The sequence below is a fragment of the Yokenella regensburgei genome (genome assembly GCF_003634235.1).
Lineage (GTDB): Bacteria > Pseudomonadota > Gammaproteobacteria > Enterobacterales > Enterobacteriaceae > Yokenella > Yokenella regensburgei.
Genome location: NZ_RBIZ01000003.1, coordinates 315,539 through 331,364 on the forward strand (window position 1 = coordinate 315,539; position 15,826 = coordinate 331,364).

Consider the following 15,826-nt stretch of genomic DNA (forward strand, 5'->3'; position numbering starts at 1 on the left):
GAGATAATAATGATCAACGTGGAGATGCTGTCCACCGGCGATGAAGTTCTGCACGGGCAAATTGTTGATACCAACGCCGCCTGGCTTGCCGATTTCTTTTTTGAACAAGGATTACCGCTGTCGCGCCGCAATACCGTGGGCGACAATCTTGATGCGCTGGTCGCCATTCTGCGCGAGCGTAGTGAATATGCCGATGTGCTTATCGTCAACGGTGGCCTGGGGCCAACCAGCGACGATCTCAGTGCGCTGGCCGCCGCCACCGCCAAAGGGGAAGGGCTGGTGCTGCACGAAGCGTGGCTAGTGCAGATGGAAAAATTCTTTAGCGACCGCGGGCGGATAATGGCGCCGAGCAACCGCAAGCAGGCAGAGATCCCGGCAAGCGCTGAGCTGGTTGATAACCCGGTTGGCACCGCCTGTGGTTTTGCTTTAACGCTCAATCGCTGCCTGATGTTCTTTACCCCTGGCGTTCCCTCTGAATTTAAGGTGATGGTCGAGCAGCAAATTCTGCCGCGCATCCGCCAGCGATTCACGCTGCCGGAGCCGCCGCTGTGCCTGCGTTTAACCACCTTTGGCCGTTCCGAAAGCGACCTGGCTCAGGCTCTGGATCCGCTGGTGCTGCCGGAAGGTGTGACGATGGGCTATCGCTCCTCGATGCCGATTATTGAACTCAAGCTGACCGGGCCTGCCAGCGCGCAGGATGCGATGCGGGCGCTGTGGCCGCAGGTGCGGAGTGTCGCCGGTGAGAGCCTGATTTTCGAAGGTACCGAAGGGTTGCCCGCGCAGCTGGTACGCAAGCTCCAGGAGAGGCAGCTTAGCTTAACGCTGAGCGAGCAGTTTACCGGTGGTCTTATCGCGCTACAGCTCTCAAGGGCTGATGCGCCGCTGCTGGCAAGTGAAGTGGTACCGCCTCAGCAGGAAACGCTCGCGCAAACCGCCCACTGGATAGCAGAGCGTCGGGTGAAGCACTTTGCCGGTCTTGCGCTCGCGGTAGGGGGGCTTGAGGAGAGCCATCTCAACGTTGCGCTGGCAACCCCGGATGGCACTCACGCGCTGCGGGTGAAGTTCAGCACCTCTCGCCACGGCCTGCAGACTCGCCAGGAAGTGTGCGCAATGATGGCGCTGAACATGCTGCGTCGCTGGCTGGACGGTAAAGACGTTGCCAGCGAGCACGGTTGGATCCACGTGACCGAGTCGTTATACCTCGCCTAATGCTTTTGCCAGCAGCGAAATCGGGTGTTCACAGCGCTTGCTCGTGGACATCTCGATTTGCCATTTGCAGGTTTCGCAGTCGGTGATAACCAGGGAGGCTCCGCTCTCCTCAATCTGGCGGAACAGCGGGGCGCCAATGGCCTGTGAGGTTGGGTAGTTTTCCGATTTAAAGCCGTAGGTACCCGCAATCCCGCAGCACTGCGAATCCAGCACTATTAGCTCCAGTCCCGGGATCATCCGCAGCAGTTCCAGCGTGTACAGCGACCAGCCCATTTTCTCCATATGACACGGCGTGTGATAAACCACTTTCAGCGGCAGTGGCTTCAGCGGCAACGTCTGACCGGCATCGAGCTTGCGCCAGATCCAGCGGGTGGCAAGCTCGATGTGTTCCCGAAGCCCGGTATTGTCTACGTCCAGCACGTGCGGGTACTCATCGCGCAGCGTGAAGGTACAGGTGGAAGAAGTGGCAATCACCGGCAGATGCTTATCGACAATCGCCTCTTTCAGCGAGTTGACGTTGCTGACCGCCTGTTTGCGCGCTTTATCGGTAAAGCCGTTGGCAATCAGCGGAACGCCGCAGCACTTCTCTTTACTCAGCAACTGCACCCCGGTGCCCATGGCGTTGAGTACGCGGATCATGTCTTTGCCAAGCTGCGGATGGTTGTAGTTCACGTAGCAGCCATGGAAAAAGGCCACCTGATCGGCAAAGCGTTTTTGTTCAGCCGCGACGCTGCGATACCAACGGCGGAAGGTGCCGAAGCTGTATTTCGGCAACTGTCGGCGATGATCGATTTTTAAGGCGGTGTCCAGCAGCTGGCGCACCGGTTTCATCCCGGTGGTGGCGTTAATGATCGGGGCAAATGGCGTAGAAAGCGAGCCCATGAGATCGGTATAGCTCAGAATAGCATCGCGCAGTTTGGGCTTTTGCTGGCTGTACTGGGCGCGGGCGCGCTGAATGATGTCACCAATTTTGACATCCGACGGACAGGCCACCTCGCAACGTTTACAGTTGATGCAATATTTCAGCGCATCGTCGTACAGCGCGCCGTCTTTCAGGCGTAAACGCTCGCCGTCCGGCCCGGCCTGTTTTGGCCCCGGGTAGCGCGGATTCACCCGGCTAACCGGGCAGGCGGTGGTGCAGACGGTGCATTTAATGCAGCTTTCGAATCCGGTATCGTTCATGACTGGCCTCCTGCCAGAGCAAGGATCTGTCGGGCGACATGCTGGGCGGTGATGGCGCATACGCCACCGCCGCAGCCGAGTTGAATGGCGTCAAAACCACCAATCAGTGAGCCAATAGCGAAGAGATTGTTGAACGGAATCTGCTGGTGCGATGGGCGAAGCTGGTTGTCGGTCACCAGGCCAAAGCGCTGCCAGGGCTGGGAGGCGAAGAAATCCTGCTGATACCAGTCACGACGGGACGCCAGCTGCGCCACGTCCAGCCCCATAATCGGTTCACGCACGCCGGTGCGCTCGGCGACCAGCCCGTTGCTGAAGAAGCTGCCGCTAGCCAGCACGGCAAAGCGCGGGCGCAGTGGAATATCACCATGATTGCGGGTCCAGATAGCGCTGATATTCCCCTCTTCATGACTGACGCGAACCACCTCATCCCCGGCAAGCCAGGTGCCGCCGCTGCGGATAAACTGACGCTGCATAGCCGCGTGCAGACGCATGCCCGGCACCGATGGTGGCAGGGTTGGCAGCAAACACACCGGGCAGGGGAGCTGCGCGTTCAGCCACTGCCACAAGCCTGCGTTTTGTAAACCGAAGCAGGCGGGCATCAGCAGCAGATCGTGGTTTTCCGCCAGCGGTTGCAGAGCCGCCAGCAGTTTCGGCCACTGGGCTTCGTCGTCCAGCACCCGGGCGATGTTCGCGGCACGGAATTCGGTCGGGTTTTCCCGCAGAACGTCGAGCTCCGGCAGATCGATTTCCAGCGTTTGCGTGTGCATGCCGTGGCGGCTTAGCGAGGCGGCGGCAAGATGCGGCTGGAAGTCGAGAAAACCGCTAATACCAATCACGCCGATACGCTTGCCAGGCAGCGGCATCACCGGCACCTCCGCCGGGCTTAGCCAGGCGCTGCGGGTGGTACCAAGCGGTGTGATGCGTTGATGGGCGCGCGTCGCGCTGCCGTGCATCTCGATACCGCATTCGGCGAGAAGCTGTTCAGTGGCATGGGCGTACTGCATCACCGCTTCAGCGCCGAGGCGGGTGTAAGGGTGGTCCGGCATCTGAATGGCGAGCTCAGCAAGCCCGGCGGCAGTATCGGTGACCGTTTCGCCATCCGGCAATGCGGTCAGTAAATCGAGCGAGCCAGAAGAGAAGTGCAGCGCGCTCTGCCCACGGCTGACGATAGCGGTGCGCAGGCCTTGCTGGTTAAGGGTTAGCCCGCAGAGCAACCCGGCGAGGCCGCCGCCGATAATGACCGTGTCAAATTTCATCCTGATGTTCCTTCTGCAGGCCGCATAAACCGAGATATACCCAGCGAGTAAATTCGCTTTCGCGCAGCGCATCGCCCCAGGCGACCGGCTGCACACCTTTCCAGCGTTCGTTGAGGAATTGCGAAAGCTGCGTCAGCGACTGTGCGGGCGTGGTGACGTTAAAACGCTGAAGCAGCCCCGCCGCGCGGCAGGCGCAGAGCTCACCCTGGCAGGTGCCCATCCCCACGCGGGTGCGGCGACGCAGGTCGATAAGGTTATTCACCGCCAGATTTTCCACCGCGTACTGCACTTCACCGGCGGTCACCGCTTCGCACTCGCAGACAACGCTGCGGGTCTGGCGGGTATCCCCCAGCCATGCCGGGGTACGATCGCCATGGCGGTATACCGCCGATCCGCGAAGTGGCGTAGGCAGTGAGATAATTTTCTTCAGCGTGGCTTCCGCCGGCTCCTGGGAGCCGGGCAGCGGACGCTCGGCGGTGGTGCAGGCGGCGGTATTACCCAGCTTGCGGCTGATGGCGTCCGTGGCCCACTCGGCCATCAGACGATAGGTCATCAGTTTGCCGCCGGTGATGGTGATGAAACCCTCCATGCCGTCACGTTTTGCGTGATCGAGCAGGACAATGCCACGGCTGACGTTACGACCGCTTGGGTCGTCATCGCTTGCCACCAGCGGACGCACGCCGGAATAGGCGCGCAGTACGCGGGTTTGCCCCATCACAGGTGCCAGCTTCTCGCCTTCGCGCAGCAGAATATCAACCTCTTCCGGTGATACCCGGTTATCGTCGATATCTTTGTAATCAATGTGCAGTGAGGTGGTGCCGATGAGCGAGATGGTATCGCCGGGCACCAGAATATCGGCGTCGGCGGGCTTACGGCAGCGGTTGATGACGTGCTGATTAATACGATGGTCAAGGATCAGCAGCGAGCCTTTCGCCGGGAACATGCGGATGCTGAGGTCGGCATATTCGGCGATGCGCTGTCCCCAGATCCCGGCGGCGTTAACCACCACCGCCGCGCGCAGGGTGAGCTTCTCTCCGGAGTGGTGGTTCCACAGGTGCACGCCGCACACGCGGTCGCCTTCGCGTATCAGGCCGGTCACTTCGCAGCCGGTGAGGATGGTGGCGCCGTGCTCGCGGGCATCCAGCATGTTGGCGGCGGTGAGGCGGAAAGGATCGACGGTGCCATCAGGCACTTTCACCGCGCCGATGAGCGCCGGGTTCACCGCCGGTTCAATGCGGCGGGCTTCGGCCGGGGACAGCGCCTGGGCATCGATCCCAGCTTCCCGGCAGGCGTTGATGAAGGTGCTTTGAAAGGCGAGGTCATCTTCCGGCAGGGTGATAAACAGACCGTTGGTCGGCTCAACGCAGTGGCGGGCGATGCGTTTGAGGATCTGGTTTTCGGCAATACATTCGCGGGCAGATTCGTTATCGGTCACCGCGTAACGGGCACCGCTGTGCAGCAGGCCGTGGTTACGTCCGGTCGCCCCCGTGGCGATATCGAAACGCTCTACCAGCACGGCACGTAAGCCGCGCAGCGCGCAGTCGCGAGCAATCCCCGCCCCGGTGGCTCCCCCGCCAATAATAATGACATCGTTTTCACACGTCATGGGCATCATCATCGTCCTTCACCATTTTCGTTTTAGCCATTTAGCCACATAAAAAATATGGATTGTTTGATTTCGAGCATATTCGAGCAAAAAACGAAAACGGAACGTGATTTCATGCGCATTTAGGAACTTATTGTCATAATTCTGTAACAATATGTGCGATGTTTCACAGTAACGACATCGTATTTCTCATACCATCGCCGCCACAAAATAAGCCCTCTTAAATTTCCTTTTCTATTAGAGGGTTATCACGTCAGACAAAGTATGGCCACGGAGGCTAGTATGTTGAGCATTTTTAAACCCGCACCGCATAAAGCGCGAGTACCGGATGCACAGGTCGACCCGCTTTATCGCCGCATGCGTTGGCAAATTTTCCTGGGAATATTTTTTGGTTATGCCGCGTACTATCTGGTGCGTAAGAACTTTGCCCTTGCTATGCCGTACCTGGTCGAGCAAGGATTTTCTCGTGGCGATCTCGGTTTTGCACTCTCCGGTATCTCCATTGCTTACGGATTTTCGAAATTCATCATGGGGTCGGTCTCTGACCGCTCGAATCCGCGCATTTTCCTGCCAGCGGGTCTGATTCTGGCCGCGCTGGTGATGCTGGTGATGGGCTTTGTGCCCTGGGCTACTTCCAGCATCATGATTATGTTTGCTTTACTGTTCCTTTGTGGTTGGTTCCAGGGAATGGGGTGGCCGCCGTGCGGACGTACCATGGTTCACTGGTGGTCGCAGAAAGAGCGTGGTGGGATTGTTTCGGTCTGGAACTGCGCGCACAACGTCGGTGGTGGTATTCCGCCGCTGCTGTTCCTGCTCGGTATGGCGTGGTTTAACGACTGGAAAGCGGCGCTGTACATGCCGGCCTTCGGTGCCATTCTGGTGGCGATTATTGCCTTTGCGCTGATGCGTGATACCCCGCAGTCCTGCGGTCTGCCGCCAATCGAAGAGTACAAAAACGACTACCCGGATGACTACAGCGACAAAAATGAAGAAGAACTGACCGCAAAACAGATCTTCATGCAGTACATCCTGCCGAACAAACTGCTGTGGTACATCGCGGTGGCGAACGTGTTCGTTTATCTGCTGCGTTACGGCATCCTCGACTGGTCACCGACCTACCTGAAAGAAGTGAAGCACTTCGCGCTGGATAAATCCTCCTGGGCCTATTTCCTGTATGAATATGCCGGGATCCCGGGGACGCTGCTCTGTGGCTGGATGTCGGACAAAGTGTTTAAAGGTAACCGTGGTGCCACCGGTGTGTTCTTCATGACCCTGGTGACGATTGCTACCGTGGTGTACTGGCTGAACCCGCCGGGTAATCCGAACGTCGACATGATTTGTATGATTGTGATTGGCTTCCTGATTTATGGCCCGGTCATGCTTATCGGTCTGCATGCGCTTGAACTGGCACCGAAGAAAGCGGCGGGGACAGCGGCGGGCTTCACCGGTCTGTTTGGTTATCTCGGTGGCTCGGTCGCGGCCAGCGCCATTGTGGGTTACACCGTTGACTTCTTCGGCTGGGACGGCGGTTTCATGGTGATGATTGGTGGTAGCGTACTGGCTGTTCTGCTGCTGATTGTGGTCATGCTGGGTGAAAAACGTCATCACGCTGAAATGCAGGCTAAACGCGCATAACAAGGAAAATAAATGAAAACAACGATTAGCGTATTAACCGCCAGCCTGTTGCTGGCGGGGGCTGCCGCGAGTTTCAACGCGGTAGCCGCGGAAAAAATTGTCATTGCCCACCGTGGCGCCAGCGGCTACCTGCCGGAGCATACGCTCCCGGCGAAAGCGATGGCCTACGCGCAGGGTGCTGACTACCTTGAGCAGGATCTGGTCATGACCAAGGATGACCATCTGGTGGTGCTGCATGACCACTACCTGGATCGCGTGACCGATGTTGCTGAACGTTTTCCGAATCGCGCCCGTAAGGACGGGCGTTACTACGCTATCGACTTCACGCTTGCGGAAATCAAATCGCTGAAGTTCACCGAAGGTTTCGATATCGTTGATGGTAAAAAAGTGCAGACCTATCCGGGACGTTTCCCGATGGGGAAATCTGACTTCCGCGTGCACACCTTCGAAGAAGAGATCGAATTTGTGCAGGGGCTGAACCACTCTACCGGCAAAAATATTGGTATCTACCCGGAAATTAAAGCACCGTGGTTCCACCACCAGGAAGGCAAAGACATCGCTACTAAAACCCTGGAAGTGCTGAAGAAATACGGTTACACCAGCAAGCAGGATAAAGTATATCTGCAGTGTTTTGATGCCGACGAACTCAAACGCATCAAGAACGAGCTGGAGCCGAAGATGGGCATGAACCTGAATCTGGTTCAGCTGATTGCCTATACCGACTGGAAAGAGACGCAGCAAAAACAGCCGGACGGTAAGTGGGTGAACTACGATTACGACTGGATGTTCAAGCCTGGCGCAATGCAGAAAATTGCGGCTTACGCTGACGGGATTGGTCCTGACTACCACATGCTGGTGGCGGAAGGTTCTAAAACCGGGAACATCAAGCTGACCGCGATGGTGAAGGACGCACACGCCAGCCATATGCAGGTGCATCCGTATACCGTACGTGCAGACCAGTTGCCGGAGTACGCCACCAACGTTAACCAGCTGTACGACATTCTGTACAACAAGGCGGGCGTTGACGGGCTGTTCACCGACTTCCCGGACAAAGCCGTACAGTTTTTAAGTAAAGAACCGAAGTAAAACAAAAGGGCCGTAAGGCCCTTTTTTGTTACATCTCTATCTCGATATCTCCCTGCGCTTTACAGCAACAGGGTAGGATCTCACCGTCCTGAATAAACGCCAGCGGCTGTGTAACCCAGGTGACATCACCGGATAGCAAACGGCAGCGGCAGGAGCCGCAGTAACCTTCACGACACTGATACTCAACTTCCACCCGATGCGACTCGAGGGTAACCAGCAGAGTAGGGTGCTCTTCCTGACACACCAGCTGCGTGCCAGAACGGCTCAGGGTAATACGGCTCATCAGAGCTGGAAGCTGCTCAGATCGTCAGTGTCCACTTCAGAGTCAATCTGACCCACCAGATACGAACTCACTTCCACTTCCTGCGGTGCCACCTGAACGTTGTCGGAAACCAGCCAGGTGTTGATCCACGGGATCGGGTTGGAGCGGGTCTGGAATGGCAGAGAGAGACCGACCGCCTGCATACGGATGTTGGTAATGTACTCAACATACTGGCAGAGGATATCTTTGTTGAGGCCAATCATCGAGCCGTCGCGGAACAGGTAGTCTGCCCACTCTTTCTCCTGCTGGGCCGCTTCAACAAACAGGTCGTAGCACTGCTGTTTGCACTCTTCGGCAATTTCGGCCATCTCCGGATCGTCAACGCCTGAACGCAGCAGGTTCAGCATGTGCTGGGTGCCGGTCAGGTGCAGCGCTTCGTCACGGGCGATAAGGCGGATAATTTTGGCATTACCTTCCATCAGCTCGCGCTCAGCAAAGGCGAACGAGCAGGCGAAGCTGACGTAGAAACGGATGGCTTCCAGCGCGTTAACGCTCATCAGGCACAGGTACAGCTGCTTTTTCAGCGCGCGCAGGCTAACGGTCACGGTTTTACCGTTGATGGTATGCGTGCCTTCACCCAGCAGATGCCAGTAGTTGGTCATCTCGATCAGGTCGTCGTAGTAGCAGGAGATGCCCTCGGCGCGCTTTTTGATCTGCTCGTTAGTCACGATATCGTCAAACACAATCGCCGGATCGTTGACGATGTTGCGGATGATATGGGTGTAGGAGCGCGAGTGAATGGTCTCGGAAAACGCCCAGGTTTCGACCCAGGTTTCCAGCTCAGGAATCGAGATGAGCGGCAGCAGCGCCACGTTCGGGCTACGGCCCTGGATGGAGTCCAGCAGCGTCTGATACTTCAGGTTGCTGATGAAGATATGTTTTTCGTGCTCCGGCAGCGCCTGATAATCGATGCGATCGCGGGAGACGTCAACCTCTTCCGGGCGCCAGAAGAAGGACAGCTGCTTTTCGATGAGCTTTTCGAAAATGTCGTATTTTTGCTGATCGTAGCGGGCCACGTTAACCGGCTGACCAAAGAACATCGGTTCCAGAAGCTGGTCATTTTTCGTCTGTGAAAAAGTGGTGTATGCCATGAATATCTATCCTGTCAGGGGTGTAATGCCGGATGCGCTTCGCTTATCCGGCCTACAATATCGTCTCGAATGGAGCCGTAGGCCGGATAAGGCGTTTTACGCCGCATCCGGCATCATTCATCAAATCTTACATGCGCCGCTTTCGCAGCCATCATCCTGAATCGATGGCGCCAGATCGTCCTGCGCATCTTCCGCACCGTCGCGGGTGTTCTGATAGTACAGCGTTTTCACGCCAAATTTATAGGCGGTGAGCAGGTCTTTCAGCAACTGCTGCATCGGCACTTTACCTGACGGGAAGCGCGTCGGGTCGTAGTTGGTGTTGGCAGAAATAGACTGATCGATGAACTTCTGCATGATACCGACGAGCTGCAGATAGCCATCGTTGTTCGGCATTTCCCACAGCAGTTCGTAGTTGTTTTTCAGATGCTCATAGTCCGGCACGACCTGACGCAGAATGCCGTCTTTAGACGCTTTGATGCTGACGTGACCGCGCGGTGGCTCGATACCGTTGGTGGCGTTCGAGATCTGCGAAGAGGTCTCAGACGGCATCAGGGCAGAGAGCGTGGAGTTACGCAGACCGTGAGTCTTAATAGACTCGCGAAGCGCTTCCCAGTCAAAGTGCAGCGGCTCGCTGGTGATAGCATCCAGGTCTTTCTTATAAGTGTCGATCGGCAGAATGCCCTGCGAATAGGTGGTTTCGTTGAACCACGGGCAGGCACCTTGCTCAATCGCCAGCTCGTTAGACGCTTTCAGCAGGTAGTACTGAATCGCTTCGAAAGTTTTGTGCGTCAGGTTGTTGGCGCTGCCGTCGGAGTAGCGCTTACCGTTTTTCGCGAGCCAGTAGGCGAAGTTAATCACGCCGATGCCGAGGGTACGACGACCCATTGCGCCACGATGCGCGGCCTTAATCGGGTAATCCTGGTAGTCGAGCAGGGCGTCGAGCGCACGCACCGCCAGTACGGCCAGCTCTTCCAGTTCGCTCAGGTTCTCGATCGCACCGAGGTTGAACGCCGACAGCGTACACAGAGCGATTTCACCGTTTTCATCGTTAACGTCGTCCAGCGGTTTGGTCGGCAGGGCGATTTCCAGGCACAGGTTAGACTGGCGCACCGGGGCAACCACCGGGTCAAACGGGCTGTGGGTGTTGCAGTGGTCAACGTTCTGGATGTAAATACGGCCGGTAGAGGCACGTTCCTGCATCATCAGGGAGAACAGTTCAACCGCTTTCACGCGCTGTTTGCGGATGCTGTCGTCTTTCTCATATTTGGTGTACAGACGCTCAAACTCGTCCTGATCGGCGAAGAAGGCGTCGTACAGGCCCGGGACGTCGGACGGGCTGAACAGGGTGATGTCTTCACCTTTCAGCAGGCGGGTGTACATCAGTTTGTTGATCTGTACGCCGTAGTCCATGTGACGTACGCGGTTGCCTTCCACGCCACGGTTGTTTTTCAGCACCAGCAGGCTTTCAACTTCCAGATGCCACATCGGGTAGAACAGCGTCGCTGCACCACCGCGAACGCCACCCTGGGAGCAGGATTTTACCGCAGTCTGGAAGTGCTTATAGAACGGGATACAGCCGGTGTGGAATGCTTCGCCACCGCGGATCGGGCTACCCAGCGCACGGATGCGACCGGCGTTAATACCGATACCGGCGCGCTGGGAAACGTATTTCACAATTGCGCTGGAGGTGGCGTTGATGGAGTCCAGGCTGTCGCCACACTCAATCAGTACGCAGGAGCTGAACTGACGGGTAGGGGTACGCACGCCGGACATAATCGGTGTTGGCAGAGAAATTTTAAAGGTAGAGACCGCGTCGTAGAAGCGCTTCACGTAGCTGAGACGTGTGTCACGCGGGTAGTTTGAGAACAGGCACGCCGCGACCAGAATGTACAGGAACTGGGCGCTCTCGTAGATTTCACCGGTAACGCGGTTCTGAACCAGGTATTTACCTTCCAGCTGCTTCACGGCAGCGTAGGAGAAATTCATGTCACGCCAGTGGTCGATAAAACCGTCCATCTGCTTGAACTCTTCTTCCGTGTAGTCTTCCAGCAGATGAGTGTCGTATTTGCCAAGCTCAACCATCTTCACCACGTGGTCGTACAGCGCCGGCGGCTCAAACTGGCCATAGGCTTTCTTACGCAGGTGGAAAATGGCCAGGCGTGCGGCCAGGTACTGGTAATCCGGTGCTTCGCGGGAGATCAGGTCCGCTGCCGCTTTGATGATGGTCTCATGGATGTCGGCGGTTTTGATCCCGTCGTAAAACTGGATATGAGAGCGCAGTTCCACCTGAGAAATAGAGACGTTATTCAGCCCTTCTGCCGCCCAATCCAGCACTCGATGCAGTTTGTCGAGGTCGATGCGCTCAGTACGGCCATCACGCTTTGTCACCAGCAGACTCTGATTCATGTGGTTTTTACCTGTCCGTGAAATGAAAAATATCCCCCGTTTATCCACAGAACTCCGTTGTGACTAACTCTGTGGATAAATACAAGATATAGGGGTTGTTCGATAAGATTAACGCTATATGGTGAGTATTCTAGTAAGGATTCTTTTGAGTACAAGGGTTGATTTTGACGTTAAATTGAGGTTGCGAAAGGGTAATAAACGCTAAGTCCTCGTACTGTAAGGCCTGGCGGTCATGTCAATATTTCGCAAAAAAAAATGAAAATTTGATCGAGTGCTGATTTCTTCAACGAGAAGGAAAAATTGCGCAAACCAGGCTTGCGCAATTTTAAGAAGATTATCTTATGACGTTAGTCATTTTTGGCCGTTGTGTGCAACATATAGTTAACATCGACGCCGGGGGCCAGCTTGAAGGAGTTCAGCAGCGGATTGTAGTGCAGACCGGTCATGTGCTTCTCCTGCAGGCAGGTGTTATCCACCCAGCTTAACAGCTCCGCAGGCTTAATGAATTTTTTCACGTCGTGCGTCCCCTTCGGTACCATGCGCATCACGTACTCCGCGCCGACCACCGCCATCAGCCAGGCTTTACCGTTACGGTTGATGGTTGAGAAGAAAACGTGCCCGCCCGGTTTCACCAGCTGTGCACAAGCACGAACCACCGACTGCGGGTCCGGAACATGCTCGAGCATTTCCATGCAGGTCACCACGTCGTACTGCTGCGGGTTCTGTGCCGCGTGCTCTTCGACGGTTTTCTGGATGTACTCGACTTCAATACCGCTTTCCAGGGCATGCAGACGTGCCACCTGCAGCGGCTCAAATCCCATATCCAGCCCGGTTACCGTTGCGCCTTCCCGCGCCATGCTTTCCGCCAGAATGCCACCGCCGCAGCCGACGTCGAGCACCTTCTTGCCGAACAGACCACCGGCACGCTCGGCGATATAGCCCAGACGCAGCGGATTGATGCGGTGCAGGGGTTTAAACTCACCCTCAAGATCCCACCAGCGGGATGCCACGGCTTCAAACTTGGCGATCTCTTCATGGTCAACGTTGTGTATCACCGACGATTTTTCGGCATTCATGGGTGCATTTACTCCTTTTTTATCCATGCCCGCGAGTATATCAGGTGGTGAGCGTGAATAAAGCGTATAGGTTTACCTGTCTTTACGTGGTTGTGTTATAATTTGCGACCTTTGAACCCGGGACACAAGTAGAGGGAAAGCGGTTAGATGAGCGACCTTGCGAGAGAAATTACACCGGTTAACATCGAGGAAGAGTTAAAGAACTCTTATCTGGATTATGCGATGTCGGTGATTGTTGGCCGTGCGCTGCCGGATGTCCGCGATGGCCTTAAGCCGGTACACCGTCGCGTGCTTTACGCCATGAACGTATTGGGCAATGACTGGAACAAAGCCTATAAAAAATCTGCCCGTGTCGTTGGGGACGTTATCGGTAAATACCACCCCCACGGCGACTCTGCGGTATACGACACCATCGTGCGTATGGCCCAGCCGTTCTCACTACGCTACATGTTGGTAGATGGCCAGGGTAACTTCGGTTCTGTTGATGGCGACTCCGCGGCGGCGATGCGTTATACGGAAATCCGTATGTCGAAAATCGCGCATGAGCTGATGGCCGACCTTGAAAAAGAGACGGTAGATTTCGTAGACAACTATGACGGCACGGAAAAAATTCCGGACGTCATGCCAACCAAAATTCCTAACCTGCTGGTGAACGGTTCGTCCGGTATCGCCGTAGGTATGGCGACCAACATTCCGCCGCATAACCTGACGGAAGTGATCAACGGCTGCCTGGCGTACATTGACGATGAAAACATCACCGTCGAAGGGTTGATGGAACACATCCCGGGGCCGGACTTCCCGACTGCGGCGATCATCAACGGTCGTCGTGGCATTGAAGAGGCCTATCGCACCGGTCGCGGTAAAATCTACATCCGCGCCCGCGCTGAAGTAGAAGCCGATGCGAAAACCGGTCGCGAAACCATCATCGTGCATGAAATTCCGTATCAGGTGAACAAAGCTCGCCTGATCGAGAAAATCGCCGAGCTGGTAAAAGACAAACGCGTGGAAGGTATCAGCGCGCTGCGTGATGAATCCGATAAAGACGGTATGCGTATCGTCATCGAGATCAAACGTGACGCGGTGGGCGAGGTTGTACTGAACAATCTGTACTCCCAGACCCAGCTGCAGGTCTCCTTCGGTATCAACATGGTGGCACTGCATCACGGCCAGCCGAAGATCCTGAACCTGAAAGAGATCCTGGAAGCCTTCGTTCGCCATCGCCGTGAAGTGGTGACTCGTCGTACCATCTTCGAACTGCGTAAAGCGCGCGATCGTGCCCATATCCTCGAAGCGCTGGCGGTTGCGCTGGCTAACATCGACCCGATCATCGAGCTTATTCGCCGTGCGCCGACGCCGGCTGAAGCGAAAGCAGGCCTGATTGCCCGTTCATGGGAGCTCGGTAACGTCGCTGCCATGCTGGAGCGCGCCGGTGATGATGCCGCGCGTCCGGAGTGGCTGGAGCCAGAGTTTGGCGTGCGCGACGGTCAGTACTACCTGACCGAGCAGCAGGCCCAGGCGATTCTGGATCTGCGTCTGCAGAAACTGACCGGCCTTGAGCACGAAAAACTGCTCGACGAGTACAAAGAGCTGCTGGAGCAGATTGCTGAGCTGCTGCACATCCTCGGCAGCGCCGAGCGTCTGATGGAAGTGATCCGTGAAGAGCTGGAGCTGGTCCGCGATCAGTTTGGCGATGAGCGCCGCACTGAAATCACCGCTAACAGCTCTGATATCAACATCGAAGATCTGATCAACCGCGAAGATGTGGTGGTTACCCTGTCTCACCAGGGCTATGTGAAGTATCAGCCGCTGACCGACTACGAAGCACAACGTCGTGGTGGTAAAGGCAAATCTGCAGCACGTATTAAAGAAGAAGACTTTATTGACCGCCTGCTGGTGGCCAACACCCACGATACGATCCTCTGCTTCTCCAGCCGTGGTCGTCTGTACTGGATGAAGGTTTATCAGCTGCCGGAAGCGAGCCGTGGTGCACGTGGACGTCCAATTGTCAACCTGCTGCCGCTGGAAGCGAACGAACGTATTACCGCGATCCTGCCGGTTCGTGAGTACGAAGAGGGCGTAAACGTCTTCATGGCGACCGCCAGCGGTACCGTGAAGAAAACCGCGCTGACCGAGTTCAGCCGTCCGCGCTCTGCGGGCATCATCGCCGTTAACCTCAACGAGGGTGACGAGCTGATTGGTGTGGATCTGACCTCTGGTAACGACGAAGTCATGCTGTTCTCTGCGGCCGGTAAAGTGGTGCGCTTTAAAGAGAATGCCGTCCGTGCGATGGGCCGTACCGCCACTGGCGTGCGCGGGATCAAGCTTGCGGGCGAAGACAGCGTGGTGTCGCTTATCGTTCCACGCGGTGAAGGGGCAATCCTGACCGTGACCCAGAACGGCTACGGCAAACGTACCGCCGAAACTGAGTACCCGACCAAATCCCGTGGCACCCAGGGCGTTATCTCCATCAAGGTGACCGAACGTAACGGTTCCGTGGTGGGCGCGGTGCAGGTAGACGACTGCGATCAGATTATGATGATCACCGATGCCGGTACGCTGGTGCGTACTCGCGTGTCTGAGATTAGCGTTGTCGGTCGTAATACCCAGGGCGTGATCCTCATTCGTACCGCGGAAGATGAGAACGTAGTGGGCCTGCAGCGTGTGGCTGAGCCGGTAGACGACGAAGAGCTCGACTCTATCGACGGCAGCGCCGCAGAAGGCGACGACGACATCGCGCCGGAAACGGAAGCCGATGACGACGCTTCTGAAGACGAAGCCGACGAATAATTAACGCGATACGTTAGTAAAAAGGGGATACCGCAAGGTGTCCCCTTTTTTATTTGTTTTGTGAATCTAAATTTATTCTGAAATATGAGCGAGCTTATTGGCAGGCCTGGTTGTTATCGCTAACCTCACGCAAAATAAGAAAAGTCATTGAGATTTATTATGCTGAGACA

11 protein-coding genes are annotated in these 15,826 nt (G+C 56.2%); 4 read left to right on the forward strand and 7 right to left on the reverse strand.

The features are described 5' to 3' along the window. Nucleotides 1-9: 9 nt before the first annotated feature. Entirely contained in the window at nucleotides 10-1,209 is a 1,200-nt protein-coding gene (locus C7387_RS01600; RefSeq protein WP_120815895.1) for a nicotinamide mononucleotide deamidase-related protein YfaY, read from the forward strand. Here the strand turns inward: C7387_RS01600 and glpC are convergent. From glpC to glpA, 3 genes are read right to left on the reverse strand one after another with little or no spacing between them, the layout of a single operon-like run. Further along, the gene (gene glpC / locus C7387_RS01605; RefSeq protein ID WP_038256300.1) at nucleotides 1,195-2,391 is read right to left on the reverse strand and encodes an anaerobic glycerol-3-phosphate dehydrogenase subunit GlpC; all 1,197 of its coding nucleotides are present in this window, start codon (nucleotides 2,389-2,391) and stop codon (nucleotides 1,195-1,197) included. The two genes, C7387_RS01600 and glpC, sit on opposite strands and share 15 nt — an antisense overlap. Then, the gene (gene glpB, locus C7387_RS01610; protein ID WP_120815896.1) at nucleotides 2,388-3,647 is read right to left on the reverse strand and encodes a glycerol-3-phosphate dehydrogenase subunit GlpB; all 1,260 of its coding nucleotides are present in this window, start codon (nucleotides 3,645-3,647) and stop codon (nucleotides 2,388-2,390) included. Before glpB ends, glpC begins: the two co-directional genes overlap by 4 nt. Continuing rightward, nucleotides 3,637-5,259 (reverse strand): anaerobic glycerol-3-phosphate dehydrogenase subunit A, encoded by a 1,623-nt coding sequence (glpA, locus tag C7387_RS01615; RefSeq protein ID WP_120816709.1) that lies wholly within the window; start codon nucleotides 5,257-5,259, stop codon nucleotides 3,637-3,639. The genes glpB and glpA overlap by 11 nt, the downstream gene beginning before the upstream one ends. 276 nt (nucleotides 5,260-5,535) lie before the next feature. On the opposite strand from glpA, the gene glpT reads away from it, so the two are divergent. Together glpT and glpQ are read left to right on the forward strand one after the other, a co-directional pair. Then, complete coding sequence (gene glpT / locus C7387_RS01620) at nucleotides 5,536-6,888, forward strand: glycerol-3-phosphate transporter (protein ID WP_038256305.1); 1,353 nt, start codon at nucleotides 5,536-5,538, stop codon at nucleotides 6,886-6,888. A 12-nt stretch (nucleotides 6,889-6,900) separates the two neighbouring features. Continuing rightward, complete coding sequence (glpQ, locus tag C7387_RS01625) at nucleotides 6,901-7,974, forward strand: glycerophosphodiester phosphodiesterase (protein ID WP_120815897.1); 1,074 nt, start codon at nucleotides 6,901-6,903, stop codon at nucleotides 7,972-7,974. A 28-nt stretch (nucleotides 7,975-8,002) separates the two neighbouring features. Here glpQ and yfaE read toward each other — a convergent pair whose 3' ends face one another. The 4 genes from yfaE to ubiG all read right to left on the reverse strand — a co-directional run bounded on the left by yfaE (nucleotide 8,003) and on the right by ubiG (nucleotide 12,869). Continuing rightward, a complete protein-coding gene (gene yfaE / locus C7387_RS01630; protein WP_038256309.1) occupies nucleotides 8,003-8,257 on the reverse strand; it encodes a class I ribonucleotide reductase maintenance protein YfaE in 255 nt (84 codons plus the stop codon). Continuing rightward, nucleotides 8,257-9,387 carry a class Ia ribonucleoside-diphosphate reductase subunit beta gene (gene nrdB / locus C7387_RS01635; RefSeq protein ID WP_006820915.1) on the reverse strand — a complete coding sequence of 377 codons (1,131 nt, stop codon included), beginning with the start codon at nucleotides 9,385-9,387 and terminating at the stop codon, nucleotides 8,257-8,259. The genes yfaE and nrdB overlap by 1 nt, the downstream gene beginning before the upstream one ends. 120 nt (nucleotides 9,388-9,507) lie before the next feature. Beyond that, a complete protein-coding gene (gene nrdA / locus C7387_RS01640) occupies nucleotides 9,508-11,793 on the reverse strand; it encodes a class 1a ribonucleoside-diphosphate reductase subunit alpha (protein ID WP_006820914.1) in 2,286 nt (761 codons plus the stop codon). Between the two features lie 347 nt (nucleotides 11,794-12,140). Further along, the gene (gene ubiG / locus C7387_RS01650; RefSeq protein ID WP_038256312.1) at nucleotides 12,141-12,869 is read right to left on the reverse strand and encodes a bifunctional 2-polyprenyl-6-hydroxyphenol methylase/3-demethylubiquinol 3-O-methyltransferase UbiG; all 729 of its coding nucleotides are present in this window, start codon (nucleotides 12,867-12,869) and stop codon (nucleotides 12,141-12,143) included. 147 nt (nucleotides 12,870-13,016) lie between these two features. On the opposite strand from ubiG, the gene gyrA reads away from it, so the two are divergent. Then, complete coding sequence (gene gyrA, locus C7387_RS01655) at nucleotides 13,017-15,656, forward strand: DNA topoisomerase (ATP-hydrolyzing) subunit A (protein WP_006820912.1); 2,640 nt, start codon at nucleotides 13,017-13,019, stop codon at nucleotides 15,654-15,656. Nucleotides 15,657-15,826 lie beyond the last annotated feature (170 nt).